Here is a 14,517-nt window from a genome sequence, read left to right on the forward strand (position 1 = left end):
GACCCCGCGCTCGATGAGGTTCACGCGTCGGATTGGCGGGCGATGGTCGCCGAAGCCCGCCGCACTGCTTCCAGCGGAACACCCGAGACCATGTCCTCGAGGAACTCGTAGCGTTTCAGCCACTGTTTGCGGACCTTGTCGCGGGATTCGCTCACCCGGTGCCACCAGTCGGCAATGTCACCCCACCCGGGTGCGGCGAGGGACCCGCCCACTTCCTGCACGGACAGGGCGGCGCACAGGTTGGCGAACCGTAGCCGGTCGGCGAGGGAGAACCCGGCGAGGTCACCCATCACGAAAGCGGCGGCGAAGCAGTCACCCGCCCCGGTGGGGTCATAGGCTTTCACCGGCAGGGCCGGCACCCACTCCTCCTCCCCCGTGATGGAATCGATGGCGATGGCCCCCTGCTGACCCACCGTGACCACTGCCACCGGCACCCGGTCGGCGAGCGCATACAGGGCAGCCCACGGGTCGTCGGTGCGGGTGTAGGCCATCGCCTCCACATCGTTGGGCACGAAAGCGTGGAAGTACTGCAACGTATCCAGCGCATTTCCCGACCACTGCCCGGTGGGGTCCCAGCCCACATCACCAAACAGTTTGGTCCCATTCGCCTGCGCGGCGAGCGCCCAGGGTTCCAGCTGCGGTTCGACGCTGACGACGGCGGCCCGGGCGCGCGGCGGCGGGTCGCCGAGCAGGTCGGTGGCGGAGACCGGCGAGGGGTGGCCGTGGGTCACCATTGACCTGTCGCGTTGCACCGACAGGGACACCGTGACCGGTGAGTGCCAGTTCTCGAATGTCCTCGACCGGGACAGGTCAACATGTTCCTGATCCCGCAGGATGCCCTTGTTGTAGTCACCGTAGCCATCGTCGCCGAACGCCGCCGACAGGGTGGTGCGTAACCCCAGCCGGCTCGCGGCGATCGCCTGGTTGGCAACACCACCCGGGCAGGATCCCATCCCGTCAGCCCACACCTCGGTGCCCGGTGACGGCAGGTGTTCAAGGCCGGTGAAAACAATGTCGAGGAAGACTGATCCGCTGAGGAGCAGGTCAAACTCCGGATCGGACGCGGAGCGGCTATCAGCCAGAGGATCAAAACGATGCGCGGTGCCCATGTACGGCACAATACTCTTAGGCCTCCGGCGCGCAGCACACGTGTGACGCCGGACGCCCGCTAATGAGGACATTTACTGCTGCGGAGGGTTCATGAAACTGGTCATCGTGGGCGGCGGCGGCTTCCGGGTTCCGCTGGTGTACCGGGCCCTGGCGACCGGCCAGTTCGCGGGCGTCATCACTGAGGTGGTCCTGCATGATTCGGACCCGTCCCGGCTGAAGGCTATTGCCCGGGTCCTGCAGACGATGCCGCTGCCGGCGGGCTCCAGCCGGCCACAGTTGGAAACCGAGTTGGCCCTTGACCATGCCCTGGCCGGCGCCGATGTGGTCTTCGCGGCCATCCGCAGCGGCGGCGCAGCGGGGCGGGTCCTCGACGAGCGTGTTGCCCTGGACGAGGGCCTGCTGGGTCAGGAAACCGTGGGCGCCGGGGGCATCTCCTACGCACTGCGGTCGGTGCCGCAGATGCTGACGGTCGCTGAATCCATGCGACGAGTCTGCCCCGCCGCGTGGCTGATCAACTTCACCAACCCGGCGGGAATGGTGACCGGCGCGATGCAGGCCGTTCTGGGTGACAAAGCGATTGGAATCTGCGATTCGGCGGCCGGGCTGGTGTCACGCGCGGCGACGGCGGCAGGGGTCCCCCTCGTCGAGGGCTCCCTGGCCGGGGTTGACTACGTTGGCCTGAACCATCTGGGCTGGTTGCGTGGCCTGACGGACGACGACGTCGACCGGCTGCCGGGGTTGCTGGCGGACCCGCAGCGGCTCGCCTCCTTCGAAGAGGGCCGGGTGTTCGGGCCGGATCTGCCGAGGCTCCTCGGGGCGGTGCCCAACGAGTACCTGTTCTACTATTACTTCCACCGCGAGGCGGTCCGGTCCCTGTCGGGGGCCGCTGAAACCCGCGGTGCGTTCCTGCACCGTCAGCAGGAGCAGCTCTACACCGAGTTGCTGACGACGCCCGAGCCCTTCGCGGTGTGGGACGGAGCGCGGCTCGCCCGGGAAGAGGGATATCTGGCCGAGGCCCGCCCGGACGCTGAGGAACGCGATGAAGCCGGCCTGGCTGGGGGCGGTTATGAGCGCATCGCATTGGCGGCGATGCGAGCCCTGCTGACCGGCCAGCCCACCGAGCTGATCGTCAATGTCCGCAATGGGGGCACCCTACCGGCCTTGCCGCCGGACGCCGTCGTCGAACTTCCCGCCCGGCTCGACCAGACCGGTGCCACGCCGCTGCCCGCCGGGCCGCTGACCACCCACCAGCTGGGCCTGATGGGGCAGTTGCTGGCGGTGGAGGAGGCGGTGATTCACGCGGCCGTCCACGCCGACCGGGACTCGGCGCTCCGAGCGTTCCTGGTGCATCCGCTGATCGACTCGGCCCACGCTGCCTCGCGGTTGTTGAACGGGTACGAGCGGGCGTTCCCCGACCTGGCCGCGTTCTGGAGGTAGCCACCCACTTTTGGAGGGGTGTTTCGATGCGGCGGAACGGGCCGGTCAGAGCTCCCGGAACATCAGGTGCAGCCCCACAAAACCTTCGGTCGGGTGCCGGAACGCGCCGGGAACGGTGGTGAGGATCCCGAACCCGAGCGATTCCCACAGCCGCACCGCACGGGTATTCGTTTCCACGACCGCGTTGAACTGCATCGCGCGGTATCCCTGCTCCCGGGCCTGCGCCAGCACCCGGCCGGCCAGAAAACGCCCCACTCCCCTGCCGCCGGCGTCACCGGCCACCAGGAAACTGGCGTTCGCCACGTGCGACCCGCCCCCACCCCGGTTCGCGTGCAGCTGGGCGGTGCCGACGACGGCGCCACCGGGCACCTCCGCGACGTATACCCGCATCGTGGCGTCGGAGGGGGCCAACCATTCGACCCGCGCCTGCGCTTCGGAAAGCTCAGCGTCCCAGCAGTAGGTCTCACCGGCGCGCAGCACCGGTTCCATGATGGCCCAGAGGGCTGGCCAGTCCGCCTCGGTGGCTTCACGGACGTGCAGTGCCCCAGCGTCGGACATCGGTGGGGCGCCTAGGCGTCGAGGGCCTTGGCCCACAGGTTGATGTCCGATTCGACGGCGAACTCGTCGATGGCGGTGAGCTCGTCCTGGCTGAACTCGAGGTTCTTCACGGCTGTCAGGCTGTTCTCCAGCTGCGTCACGCTTGACGCGCCGATCAGGGCCGATGTGATGGGGCTGCCCTTGGACTGCTCTCGCAGGATCCAGGCGATTGCCATCTGCGCCAGCGACTGGCCACGGTCCTGGGCGATCCGGTTGAGGCCGCGGACCCGGCGCAGGTTGTCCTCGGAAAGGTGCTCTTCCGACAGCGACTTGTTGGACGCCGCGCGGGAGCCCTCGGGAATTCCGTCGAGGTAGCGGTCGGTCAACAGCCCCTGGGCCAGTGGCGAGAAGGCGATTGATCCGACCCCCTCCTGCTCCAGTACCTCGGGCAGGTTGGGAGTGCCGTTCTCCACCCAGCGGTTCAGCATTGAGTAGGAGGGCTGGTGGATCAGCAGAGGCGTGCCGAGATCCCTGAGGATTGCTGCGGCTTCGGCAGTTTTCTCCGGCGAGTAGGAGGAGATCCCCGCGTACAGGGCCCGCCCCGACCGCACCGCGGTGTCCAGGGCCCCCATGGTCTCCTCGAGCGGCGTGTTCGGGTCGGGACGGTGGCTGTAGAAAATGTCCACATAGTCGAGCCCCATCCGGTTCAGTGACTGGTCGAGGCTCGCGAGCAGGTATTTCCGGGATCCCCACTCGCCGTAGGGGCCCGGCCACATGTCGTAGCCGGCCTTGCTGGAAATGACCAGCTCGTCGCGGAACGGAGCAAAGTCGTCCTTGAGGTGCCGTCCGAAATTCGTTTCGGCGCTACCGGCAGGGGGTCCGTAGTTGTTGGCCAGGTCGAAGTGGGTGACCCCCAGGTCGAAGGCACGCCGCAAAATGGCGCGCTGATCGGCGAACGGCTTGTCATCCCCGAAGTTGTGCCACAGGCCGAGCGACACAGCGGGGAGCTGCAGTCCGCTGCGCCCCACCCGTCGGTAGGGCATCGTTTCGTAACGGTCATCGGCTGGGTGATACGTCATGGGTCTCTCCTGGGTCTGGGGGAAGGGTGGTGCGGCGGGACTGGCTGAATCAGCTGAGAATTGCCGACCCGCGGGCCGGCAGGGTGCAGCGGCCGGCGTCCAGCACCTCGCCTGGGACGGTGGACAGCAGTACCTGTGAGGCGTCCACGGGAACGGTCCGCTCCTCGTCGGCGAGATTGACGACGACGACGGTCCCGCCCCGGCGGATCGCCAGCCACTTCTCGGGCTCGCTGAAGTCGACGGACACAGCAGTGAAGTCGGGATTCATCAGGTCGGGGGTGTCGCGCCGCAACCGGATCAGCTGGCGGTACACCTCCAGGAGGCGCGCGTGGTCGCCGGTCTCCACTTCATCCCAGTCCAGCTTGGCTGACGCGAAGGTCTCTGGATCCTGCGGGTTGGGCACGGTGTCGGCGTCCCAGCCCATCCGTTCGAACTCGCGCAGACGGCCCTCGGCTGTTGCCTTGCCCAGTTCCGGTTCGGGGTGGGAGGTGAAGAACGGCCAGGGGGTGGAGGCACCAAATTCTTCGCCCATGAACAGCATCGGGGTGAAGGGCCCGGCCAGGTTCAGGACGGCGGCCTGCGCCAGTTGGGCGAAGCCAACGGTGGCACCCATCCGGTCGCCGGCCGCCCGGTTGCCGATCTGGTCGTGATTCTGCGTGCAGACCACCAGCTGGTGGGTGGTGATGTGGGCTGGGTCGATGGGCCGTCCGTGGCCGCGTTCGCGGAAAGACGAGTAGGTTCCGTTGTGGAAGAACCCGTCTTCCATCACCTTGGCCAGTGCGCCAACCGAGTCGAAATCTTCGTAGTAGCCGGTGGTTTCCCCGGTCACGTTGACGTGCACAGCGTGGTGGAAATCGTCGCTCCACTGACCGGTCAGCCCGTAGCCGCCCGCCGCACGGGAGGTTATGAGCCGCGGATTGTTCAGGTCTGACTCGGCGACCAGAAACAGGGGTTTGCCCAGTTCCTTGGCGAGGGTGTCAGTCTCCTGAGCGAATTCTTCAAGAATGTGCAGGGCGCGTTCGTCGTGCAGTGCGTGCACTGCGTCGAGGCGGAGGCCGTCGACGTGGAAGTCACTGAACCACATCCGAATATTGTCCAGCACGTAGCGGCGGACCTCATCGGACAGCGGCCCATCGAGGTTCAGCGAATCACCCCAGGTGTTCGCTTTGCCTTCGGTGAGGTACGGGCCGAACTGACCGAGATAGTTGCCGCTGGGTCCCAGGTGGTTGTGCACCACGTCCTGGATGACCCCCAAACCCCGCTGGTGCGCCGCGTCGACGAACCGCTGGTATCCGGCGGGACCCCCGTAGGTCTCCTGGATCGCGAACCAGAGGACGCCGTCGTAACCCCAGTTGTGGGTGCCGTTGAACGCGTTCACGGGGAGGAGTTCAACATGCTGGACGCCGAGCCCAACCAGGTAGTCGAGCTTCCCGATCGCCGCATCGAAGGTGCCCTCGGGCGTGAAGGTCCCGATGTGCAGCTCGTAGATCACTCCGCCGTTGAGACCCGGCGAAGCCCAGGAGCTGTCCTGCCACGAGTGGGCGCTCGGGTCGAAGGTCTGGGAGAGTCCGTGCACGCCGTCGGGCTGGCGGCGGGACCGGGGATCGGGGATCGGCGACTCGGCGCCGTCCACCAGATACCCGTAGGTGGTGCTCTCCGTTGCCGCCTGGAGGGCGTCGACGGTCCACCAGCCGTCGTCGTTTTTGGTCATGGCCGCGGTGGTGCCGTCCGCGTGCAGCGAGAGGGTGGTTGCCTTCGGGGCCCAGACGTCGAATGGTTTCCTCATGATGCGTCCTCCCGGACCAGCAGTGCTACTGGGTAGGTTTCAAAAATGGTTCCGGCCGGCACGGGACCGCCGGAGAAGGTTGCACCGGTAATGGCGCAGCTGTACTGGCCGTCCGGAAGCACGATTGAGGTGTCCTTCCAGCCGCCCTGGCGTTCGAGGCCGAGGGGTAGCCGGGTCACCAGGGTGACGGCTCCCCCGCGGTCGAAGGCGAACACGTGATCGGCGGCCGCACCGGTTGTCGCCACGGCGGTGTACCCGCCGAACAGTTCGGGCCGGTCGCGGCGTAGCTTCAGTGCGCGGGAGACCACGAGTAGCTTCGCCACCGCTGACTCGTCGACCGCCGGCAGCGCACCGAAGGCCAGGTTCACCAGTGCTTGTTTCCGCGCTTCAAAGTCCACGGGCCTGCGGTTGTCGGGGTCCACCAGTGAGTCTTCCCAGAATTCCGAGCCCTGATACACATCGGGGACGCCCGGCATGGTCAGCTGCAACAGCTTCGCGCTCAGGGAGTTTGACCAGCCGTAGCCCTTGATCTTGTCCACCAAAGCGGTGACGAGGGCAGTGACCGCCGGGTTGTCGTAGGCCGCGTCGACCGCGGCGTGCATGCGGTCCTCGAAGGCGGCGTTCGGGGCTGTCCAGTGGGTACTGGAGTCGGCTTCACGGGACGCCTTTTCCACGTAGGCGTGGGCCCGTTCGCGGCTGAGCGGCCACGCGCCGACCATGGCCTGCCACAGCAGTGACGAGAATGCCGGGTCCCCGAGGGGTGCTGCGTCGTCGAGCTGGCCAAGAATTGAGGCCCAGTCGTCGGCCAGCTCGGAGAGCACGGTGATCCTCGCGCGGGTGTCTTCGCTACGTTTGGTGTCGTGGGTGCTGAGCGCTGTCATGGACAGTGGGTTGTCACGCTGGCGCCGCAGCAGCCGGTTGTGCATCTCAGTCCGGTTGATCGAGAAAATGGACGGGTCGGCGCCCACCTCGTTCAGGGAGGTCAGCCGGTTGTACCGGTAGAACGCGGTGTCCTCGACCCCTTTGGCCATCACCATGCCCGAGGTCTGCTGGAACCTGGTGGCCAGCTCCGTCAGTGCGGAGTCAGGGTCGGCAAGATACGGGTTAAGCAGCTGGTGCAGGGCGCCCAGCGTGTCGGCCAGGTCCGGGCGGTGCACCTGCGCGGCGAGGACGGCGTCGTCGAGGTACTCCGCACCACCGGGCAGGTAACTGCGGTAGACCGGGAAACACGCCAGCAGTTCGGCGATAGCGTCGGCGGTCTGCTCGGCGTCGAGGCCGGCATCGGCCGGAACCAGGCGGGTCAGCCGCAGCACCTCCGACCGGAGGATCCCATCGGCGATCCCGCGTTTGGTGCCGTGGATCATCGAGTGGAAATCCTCGGCCGGCGCAACCCGTTCAAGTGCGGCTTGGCCGGCCGGGTCCACGAACAGGCGGTCAATATCGGCGAGCGCGTCGTAGCCGGTGGTGCCTTCGGTCGCCCATTCCGGCGGGAGGACTTCGCCCGGCTCCAGAATTTTCTCGACCAGGACATAGGCCCCGCCGGTGAGTTCACGCAACCGGTCCAGGTAGCCTGCAGGGTCGGCCAGCCCGTCCGGGTGATCGATCCGGAGCCCATCCACCAGGGATTCCTCAAACCAGCTGCGGATCTCGCTGTGGGACTCATCGAAGACCCGTGGCACTTCGACTCGCACCCCCGCCAGGGTGTTGACGCCGAAGAACCGGCGGTAGTTCAGTTCGCTGTCCGCGCGCCGCCAGTTCACCAGCTCGTAGTGCTGCCGGGCATGCACGGCCTGGGCCGTGTCTCCAGTTTCGTAGCTGCCGTCAGCGATCGGGAACCGGTGATCGTAGTAGCGCAGTTCCCCGCCGTCGAGCTCCAGGGCCGACAGTTCGTCATCCCCGTCGCCGAGGACCGGCAGACGGATCTTCCCGTCCGCAGCCGCCCAGTCGACGTCGAACGCCTCGGCGTAGGGCGAGTTCTGCCCGCCCTTGAGCAGCGAGGACCACCAGGGGTTCTGCGCAGGGGTCTGCACCCCCAGGTGGTTGGGCACAATGTCCACCAGGACGCCGAGCCCCGCCGCATGCGCGGCGTCCGAGAGCGCCACGAAGGCGTCCCGTCCGCCGCGCTCCGGGTCGATCGCCGTGGGATCGGTGACATCGTAACCGTGTCCCGATCCCTTCTCAGCCGTCAGCACCGGCGACAGGTACACCCAGTCCACGCCCAGGTCCCGCAGGTAAGGGACCACCGCCGCGGCAGCCCTAAGGTCGAACTCGGATTGAATCTGCAACCGGTAGGTCGACTTCGGGATCCTCATGGATGTACTCCTGAACTTCGGTGCTGTGTGTCGTTCGAACTGCGGCAGGGTGAACTGCTGCGGTGCCTGGGGTGACCCAGGCGGTTAGGCGCCGCCGGGCTGGTGCGAGTTGGCCAACGCAGCCAGTGACGCTGCCACCGAGTGATCGAGATCCTCGGTTTCGGCGTGGGCGCGCAACACCACCATTGACTTGGCTTCCAGCGTGATCGTGGCTTCCGCTGGGATGGCGTCCGAGTCGGCGTACTTGCCGGCGGTATCAATGACCTCGTCCCAGGCCGGAGCGTACTCCTGCGGTGGGAGGGTGAAGTCGACCGGCTCGTCGCTGGCGTTGAATAGCAGCAGGAAGTTCTGGTCGGTGATCCGCTGCCCGCGGGCGTCGCGGCCGGAGATACCCTGGCCGTTCAGGAACACGCCAATGGATCGGCCGAACCCGGTGTCCCAATCCTCCGGCGCCATGACGGTGCCGTCGGTGCCCAGCCATACGATGTCCGGCAGGGCCTCGCCCTCGCCGCGTCGTACCGGCCGGCCGTCGAAGAACCGGCGACGGCGGAACGTCGGGTGCTCCGACCGCAGCCGGTTCACAGCGGCAGTGAATTCGAGCAGTGGCTGGTCCATCTGGTCCCAGTGAATCCAGCTGATCTCGGAGTCCTGTGCATAGGTGTTGTTGTTGCCCTGCTGGGTGCGGCCCAGCTCATCACCGTGCAGCAGCATTGGCACACCCTGCGACAGCAGGAGGGTGGCAATGAAGTTGCGCTGCTGGCGGACCCTGAGGGTATTGACCTCGGGGTTGTCGGTGGGGCCTTCCTCACCGCAGTTCCAGGACCGGTTGTGGGTTTCGCCGTCGTTGTTGTCTTCACCGTTGGCGTCATTGTGCTTCTCGTTGTAGGACACGAGGTCGCGGATGGTGAAGCCATCATGGGCGGTGACGAAGTTGATCGATGCGACCGGGCGGCGTGCTGACTGCTCGTAGAGGTCTGCTGAGCCGGTCAGGCGTGAGGCGAATTCGCCCAGCGTCGACGGTTCTCCACGCCAGAAGTCGCGCACCGTGTCGCGGTACTTGCCGTTCCACTCGGTCCACTGCGGTGGGAAGTTGCCCACCTGGTAGCCGCCGGGTCCAACGTCCCACGGCTCGGCGATGAGCTTGACCTGGGAGACCACTGGGTCCTGCTGGACCAGTTCGAAGAACGCCGACAGGCGGTCGACGTCGTAGAACTCGCGGGCCAGGGTGGACGCGAGGTCGAAGCGGAAACCGTCGACGTGCATTTCCGTCACCCAGTAGCGCAGTGAGTCCATCAGGAGCTGCAGGGAGTGCGGGTTGCCCACGTTCAGTGAGTTGCCGGTGCCGGTGTAATCCATGTAGTACTTCTTGTCGTCTTCGACGAGCCGGTAGTACGCGGAGTTGTCGATGCCACGCATCGACAGGGTGGGGCCCAAGTGGTTGCCCTCGGCGGTGTGGTTGTAGACGACGTCGAGAATCACTTCGATGCCGGCCAGGTGGAGTTCACGCACCATGGCCTTGAATTCCTGGACCTGTTCGCCGGTGTCACCGGCGGAGCCGTAGGTGTTGTGCGGTGCGAAGAAGCCGATGGTGTTGTAGCCCCAGTAGTTGGTGAGGCCCTTTTCCTGGAGGGTGCTGTCATTGACGAACTGGTGCACTGGCATCAGTTCGATGGCGGTGATTCCCAGCTTCTGCAGGTGCGAGATGACTGAAGGGTGCGCAACGCCGGCGTACGTGCCGCGCTGTTCCTCGGGGACCTCCGGGTGCAGCTGGGTGAGTCCCTTGACATGGGCTTCGTAAATGACCGACTGGTGGTACGGGATCCGTGGCTTACGGTCGCCGTCCCAGTCGAAGAATGGGTTGACGACGACGCCCAGCATCATGTGGGGTGCCGAATCGTCATTGTTGATCGAGTTTTCGTCGCCGAAGTTGTACCCGAACAGTGCTGGGTCCCAGTCCATCTGGCCGTGGACGGCCTTGGCGTACGGGTCCAGGAGGAGCTTGTTCGGGTTGCAGCGGTGGCCCTCTTCGGGGGCGTTGGGACCGTGGACCCGGTAGCCGTACTTCTGGCCCGGGACGATGTGCGGCAGGTACCCGTGCCAGACGTAGCCGTCCACCTCGTTGAGGTGCACGCGGGTTTCGGTGCCGTCGTCCTCGAACAGGCAGAGCTCCACCCTGTCGGCAATCTCGCTGTACAACGCAAAGTTGGTACCGGTGCCGTCATAGGTAGCGCCCAAAGGGTACGCTTCGCCGGGCCAGAGTTCCATGTGTTCTCCTGAAGTGGTGTAATTCGTTGGTCGAAAAGTGAACGGTCCAGCTACCTTCATAGCGCAACCAGGTGACTAGTTAGTGAATTGTGTCCTTGCCGGGTGGGGCGGTGAGCAGGTCCGCGAGGACCGCACCGAGATGTTGCGGCAGCTCTGAGACGACGATCGGCCCGAACCGCGCAGCCCTGGTCCCCGCCAGACCGTGGAGCAGCGCCGCAGCTGCTGCTATCGCCGCCCACTTGTCCTGCACCGGTACGCCGATGCGGTCGATGGCAGCGTCGCCGTCGTCGTCGGCAAGTGTTGCCACCAGGGCGCCCAGTATGCCAGCGAGCGTATCCCCCGACCCTGCGGTGGCGAGCCACGGCGTCGCTTCCGCCTGGCTGAACAGCGTGCCCGACGGCGACGCCACCACTGTGACTGCACCCTTGAGCAGCACTGTGGCACCGGTGAGCTCAGCCGCGATGCGGGCGTACTCGGTGGGGGCCGCCTCGATGTCGCGCCGGGTCGCCCTGACCTTGCGCCTCGCCAGCACCGCCTGCAGCTCGCCCGCATGAGGGGTCAGGATCACCTGTGGTCCCAGCCTGCGCGGCAGGAGGGCCAGTGCACCGGCGTCGACCACCGTGGGCAGGCCGGACGCCATCGCGTCGCGGGCCCGGCGCCGCTGGTCCGGGTCCTCGTCGGCCCCGGGGCCAACCAACCAGGCCTGAACGTGGGTCGGCTTGACCTGCCCCTGGGAGCAGACCGCCTCGGGGTGCGTCCGGTTGACCAGGGCGGCGACCGACGGTGGTCCGAGATATCTGACCATTCCCAGCCCGGTGGCCAGGGCGGCTCCGGTCGCCAGGACCGCCGCGCCCGGGTACATCGTCGAACCGGCGGCAATGCCGAGCACTCCGCGGGTGTACTTGTGGTCGGCGGGGCGGGGCCTGCGGTACAGGGCCGCGGCGTCGGCGGACTCAAGACGGAATAGGTCAGGTTCCGGCAGCGACTCGGAGAGCCCAATGTCGACGACGACGACGCGCCCCGCGGCGTGCGCCCCCGGCCCCGTGAGGAGCCCGGTCTTGAGCGCACCGAAGGTGACCGTGAGGTCGGCGTGAAGGACCGGTTCGTTGACCACGCCGGTGTCCGCATCCACCCCGCTGGGAAGGTCGCAGGCGACGACGATGCCGGTAGCCGCCGCGGCGAGCTCCCGGACCAGGGTGGCCGCAGGTTCGCGGAGACCGCCGGACCCGCCGATCCCCAGAATCCCGTCAATGACAAGGTCCGCCGCGGCGGTTGACCCCACCAGGCGTCCGGTGGTCGCTGGGCTGAGCAGTTCAACGCGGCCGCCGGCGCGTTGAAACGCTGCGAGTGCCAGCGGATGAGTGGTGGCGGAGGTGAGGATCGCCGTCGTGCGCACTCCCCTGCCGGCCAGGCGTGCGGCCGCGAAAAGGGCGTCGCCGGCGTTGTTGCCGCTGCCGGCGAGAACCACCGCTGTGCGCCCGTAACAGCCGCCGGTCCGGCTGGTCAGTTCGGCGGCGGCGGCAGCGTAAAGACCGTGGGCTGCGCGCTGCATCAGGGCAGCGCCGTGCCCGGCGTCGAGGAGAGGGGCTTCAGCCGAACGGATCGCACTGCCCGAATAGGCGCTAAGCATACTTAGGAGTCTATCCCGACCGACGGTGCTGTTGATGCCACGGGTCCGGCTTCGGCTTCGGCGACCACCATCGCCGTCGCCACCCCTCCGTCATGGCTGAGCGAGAGGTGCCAGCGGTGCACACCCTTCGCGGCGGCGGCGGCCGCCACGGTGCCTTTGACTTCCACCGATGGGCTGCCGGCAGCGTCGAGCCCAATCCAGCAGTCCTGCCAGTTCATTCCCGCGGGGGCGCCGAGGGCCTTGGCCACCGCCTCTTTGGCGGCGAACCGGGCGGCGAGCGAGCGCAGGTTCAGCACCCGCTCGGCCGGCACGAACAATCGTTCACGCAGGCCAGGCGTCCGTTCCAGCTGCCGCCCGAACCGGTCTATGTCAACAACGTCAACGCCTATGCCAACGATCATGGGTTATTACTCAACCGTGACTGACTTGGCCAGATTGCGGGGCTGGTCGACGTCGTACCCCTTGGCGGACGCCAGCTCGCAGGCGAAGATCTGCAGCGGCACGGTGGTGAGCAGCGGCGCCAGCAGGGTAGGAGTCTTGGGTACGTAGAACACGTGTTCGGCGTAGGCTTGCACCGAGGTGTCGCCTTCCTCCGCGATCACAATGGTGACTGCGCCGCGGGCGCGAATCTCCTGGATGTTGGAGACCACCTTGGCGTGCAGGGAGTCCCTGCCGTTCGGTGACGGCACCACGACGACCACCGGCTGCCCATCTTCGATCAACGCGATGGGACCGTGCTTCAGCTCACCGGCGGCGAACCCTTCGGCGTGGATGTAGGCGAGTTCCTTGAGCTTCAAGGCACCCTCCATCGCCACGGGGAATCCGACGTGCCGGCCCAGGAAGAGCACCGACTTGGCGTTGGACATGTCGCGGGCAAGCTTCTTGACCTTGTCGGCGTTGTCCAGGATGCTCTGGATCTTCGCTGGCATTTCGGCGAGATCGGCGAGGACGTCCGCGATCTCGTCGCCGAACTTGTTGCCGCGCAGTTGCGCCAGGTACAGACCCAGCAGGTAGGCGGCGGTGATCTGGGCGAGGAACGCCTTCGTCGAGGCGACGGCGATTTCCGGGCCGGCGTGGGTGTACAGCACGGCGTCTGACTCACGCGGAATGGTGGATCCGTTGGTGTTGCAGATCGCCACCACCTTGGCGCCCTGTTCGCGGGCGTAACGCACCGCCATCAGAGTGTCCATGGTTTCACCGGACTGGGAGATGGCGACGACGAGTGTCTTCTCGTTGACGATCGGATCGCGGTACCTGAACTCGTGGGAGAGTTCCACTTCAGTGGGGATACGGCACCAGTGCTCGATGGCGTACTTGGCCACCTGCCCGGCGTAGGCCGACGTACCGCATGCGAGGACAACGATCTTGTCCACGGAGCGCAGGATGGTCTCGTCGATCCGCAGTTCATCGAGGATCAGCTTGCCCTTCGCGTCGGAGCGGCCCAGGAGGGTCTGCGCGACGGCGTCGGGCTGGTCATTGATTTCCTTCTCCATGAAGGAGGGGTAGCCGCCCTTTTCCGCGGCTGCCGCGTCCCAGTCCACGTGGAATTCCTTGCCCTCGGCCGGGGCGCCGAAGAAGTCGGTGATGACGACGTCGTCGGGGGTGATGGTGACTACCTGATCCTGGCCCAGCTCAACGGCGCGGCGGGTGAAGTCAATGAAGCCCGACACATCGGAGCCGAGGAAATTCTCGCCGTCGCCGAGACCGACGACGAGGGGCGAGTTGCGGCGGGCCGCGACGACGATACCCGGTGAGTCCTGGTGCACGGCGAGGAGGGTGAAGGCGCCTTCCAGCTGCTGGCTGGCTTTGCGCATGGCATTGGGGAGCGGATCAGGGTCGCCGGCGGCCGACAGCTCCCGGTAGATGCTGCCGAGCAGGGCTGCCGCCACCTCGGTGTCCGTTTCGGAGAGGAAGGTTTCGCCCTGCTCAAGCAGTGCTGCCTTGAGTTCGGCGAAGTTCTCGATGATGCCGTTGTGAATGACGGCCAGCCGGCCGTTGTCAGCGAGGTGGGGGTGCGCGTTGGTGTCATTGGGTGCGCCGTGGGTCGCCCAACGGGTGTGGCCGATACCGGTCAGGGACGCGGTCAGCGGGCGGGCCTCAAGTTCGGCCACCAGGTTGCTGAGCTTGCCTGACTTCTTCCGCGACTCGATGCCGTTGGGGGTCAATACTGCCACTCCGGCCGAGTCGTAGCCGCGATACTCGAGGCGCCGCAAACCCTCCATGACGACGTCGAGCGCGCCATGGGTTCCCGTTGTACCGTCTGGGGACACTGTTGATCGGCCTACGTAGCCTACGATTCCACACATGGGCTTAAGAGTACCGTCAGCCCGGGCGTTCAGACGCAGGCCGCCGCTCCGCGGG

At 66.6% G+C, this 14,517-nt stretch carries 10 protein-coding genes; 1 reads left to right on the forward strand and 9 read right to left on the reverse strand.

Annotation, left to right across the window (positions count from 1 at the left end):
* Positions 1 to 20: 20 nt before the first annotated feature.
* On the reverse strand, positions 21 to 1,109 hold the full coding sequence (locus ACX80Z_RS02245; protein ID WP_116778310.1) for a carbohydrate kinase family protein: 1,089 nt from the start codon (positions 1,107 to 1,109) through the stop codon (positions 21 to 23).
* Positions 1,110 to 1,200: 91 nt separating this feature from the next.
* On the opposite strand from ACX80Z_RS02245, the gene ACX80Z_RS02250 reads away from it, so the two are divergent.
* Entirely contained in the window at positions 1,201 to 2,547 is a 1,347-nt protein-coding gene (locus ACX80Z_RS02250) for a family 4 glycosyl hydrolase (protein WP_459314790.1), read from the forward strand.
* A gap of 45 nt (positions 2,548 to 2,592) precedes the next feature.
* Here the strand turns inward: ACX80Z_RS02250 and ACX80Z_RS02255 are convergent, their stop codons facing one another.
* The 8 genes from ACX80Z_RS02255 to glmS all read right to left on the reverse strand — a co-directional run bounded on the left by ACX80Z_RS02255 (position 2,593) and on the right by glmS (position 14,462).
* Positions 2,593 to 3,105 carry a GNAT family N-acetyltransferase gene (locus ACX80Z_RS02255; RefSeq protein WP_459314791.1) on the reverse strand — a complete coding sequence of 171 codons (513 nt, stop codon included), beginning with the start codon at positions 3,103 to 3,105 and terminating at the stop codon, positions 2,593 to 2,595.
* An 11-nt stretch (positions 3,106 to 3,116) separates the two neighbouring features.
* Positions 3,117 to 4,163 carry an L-glyceraldehyde 3-phosphate reductase gene (mgrA, locus tag ACX80Z_RS02260; protein WP_459304101.1) on the reverse strand — a complete coding sequence of 349 codons (1,047 nt, stop codon included), beginning with the start codon at positions 4,161 to 4,163 and terminating at the stop codon, positions 3,117 to 3,119.
* A gap of 49 nt (positions 4,164 to 4,212) precedes the next feature.
* Positions 4,213 to 5,949, reverse strand: a complete 1,737-nt coding sequence (gene treZ, locus ACX80Z_RS02265; RefSeq protein ID WP_459314792.1) for a malto-oligosyltrehalose trehalohydrolase — start codon at positions 5,947 to 5,949, stop codon at positions 4,213 to 4,215.
* On the reverse strand, positions 5,946 to 8,261 hold the full coding sequence (gene treY, locus ACX80Z_RS02270; protein ID WP_459314793.1) for a malto-oligosyltrehalose synthase: 2,316 nt from the start codon (positions 8,259 to 8,261) through the stop codon (positions 5,946 to 5,948). The genes treZ and treY overlap by 4 nt, the downstream gene beginning before the upstream one ends.
* 84 nt (positions 8,262 to 8,345) lie before the next feature.
* On the reverse strand, positions 8,346 to 10,526 hold the full coding sequence (glgX, locus tag ACX80Z_RS02275; protein ID WP_019481547.1) for a glycogen debranching protein GlgX: 2,181 nt from the start codon (positions 10,524 to 10,526) through the stop codon (positions 8,346 to 8,348).
* 79 nt (positions 10,527 to 10,605) lie between these two features.
* A complete protein-coding gene (locus tag ACX80Z_RS02280; protein WP_459314794.1) occupies positions 10,606 to 12,156 on the reverse strand; it encodes an NAD(P)H-hydrate epimerase in 1,551 nt (516 codons plus the stop codon).
* Positions 12,157 to 12,158: 2 nt separating this feature from the next.
* Positions 12,159 to 12,557, reverse strand: coding sequence for a holo-ACP synthase (locus ACX80Z_RS02285; RefSeq protein ID WP_019481545.1), 399 nt, complete (start codon positions 12,555 to 12,557; stop codon positions 12,159 to 12,161).
* Between the two features lie 6 nt (positions 12,558 to 12,563).
* Complete coding sequence (glmS, locus tag ACX80Z_RS02290; protein ID WP_459314795.1) at positions 12,564 to 14,462, reverse strand: glutamine--fructose-6-phosphate transaminase (isomerizing); 1,899 nt, start codon at positions 14,460 to 14,462, stop codon at positions 12,564 to 12,566.
* Between the last annotated feature and the right edge of the window lie 55 nt (positions 14,463 to 14,517).

The organism is Arthrobacter sp. TMT4-20 (assembly GCF_054510775.1).

What these genes read in the sequence shown, in the direction of transcription:
- ACX80Z_RS02250 (WP_459314790.1), top strand. Translation starts at nt 1,201, where the DNA reads ATGAAACTGGTCATCGTGGGCGGCGGCGGCTTCCGGGTTCCGCTGGTG.
- mgrA (WP_459304101.1), bottom strand. Translation starts at nt 4,163, where the DNA reads ATGACGTATCACCCAGCCGATGACCGTTACGAAACGATGCCCTACCGA.
- ACX80Z_RS02285 (WP_019481545.1), bottom strand. Translation starts at nt 12,557, where the DNA reads ATGATCGTTGGCATAGGCGTTGACGTTGTTGACATAGACCGGTTCGGG.
- ACX80Z_RS02245 (WP_116778310.1), bottom strand. Translation starts at nt 1,109, where the DNA reads ATGGGCACCGCGCATCGTTTTGATCCTCTGGCTGATAGCCGCTCCGCG.
- treY (WP_459314793.1), bottom strand. Translation starts at nt 8,261, where the DNA reads ATGAGGATCCCGAAGTCGACCTACCGGTTGCAGATTCAATCCGAGTTC.
- glgX (WP_019481547.1), bottom strand. Translation starts at nt 10,526, where the DNA reads ATGGAACTCTGGCCCGGCGAAGCGTACCCTTTGGGCGCTACCTATGAC.
- treZ (WP_459314792.1), bottom strand. Translation starts at nt 5,949, where the DNA reads ATGAGGAAACCATTCGACGTCTGGGCCCCGAAGGCAACCACCCTCTCG.
- glmS (WP_459314795.1), bottom strand. Translation starts at nt 14,462, where the DNA reads ATGTGTGGAATCGTAGGCTACGTAGGCCGATCAACAGTGTCCCCAGAC.
- ACX80Z_RS02280 (WP_459314794.1), bottom strand. Translation starts at nt 12,156, where the DNA reads ATGCTTAGCGCCTATTCGGGCAGTGCGATCCGTTCGGCTGAAGCCCCT.
- ACX80Z_RS02255 (WP_459314791.1), bottom strand. Translation starts at nt 3,105, where the DNA reads ATGTCCGACGCTGGGGCACTGCACGTCCGTGAAGCCACCGAGGCGGAC.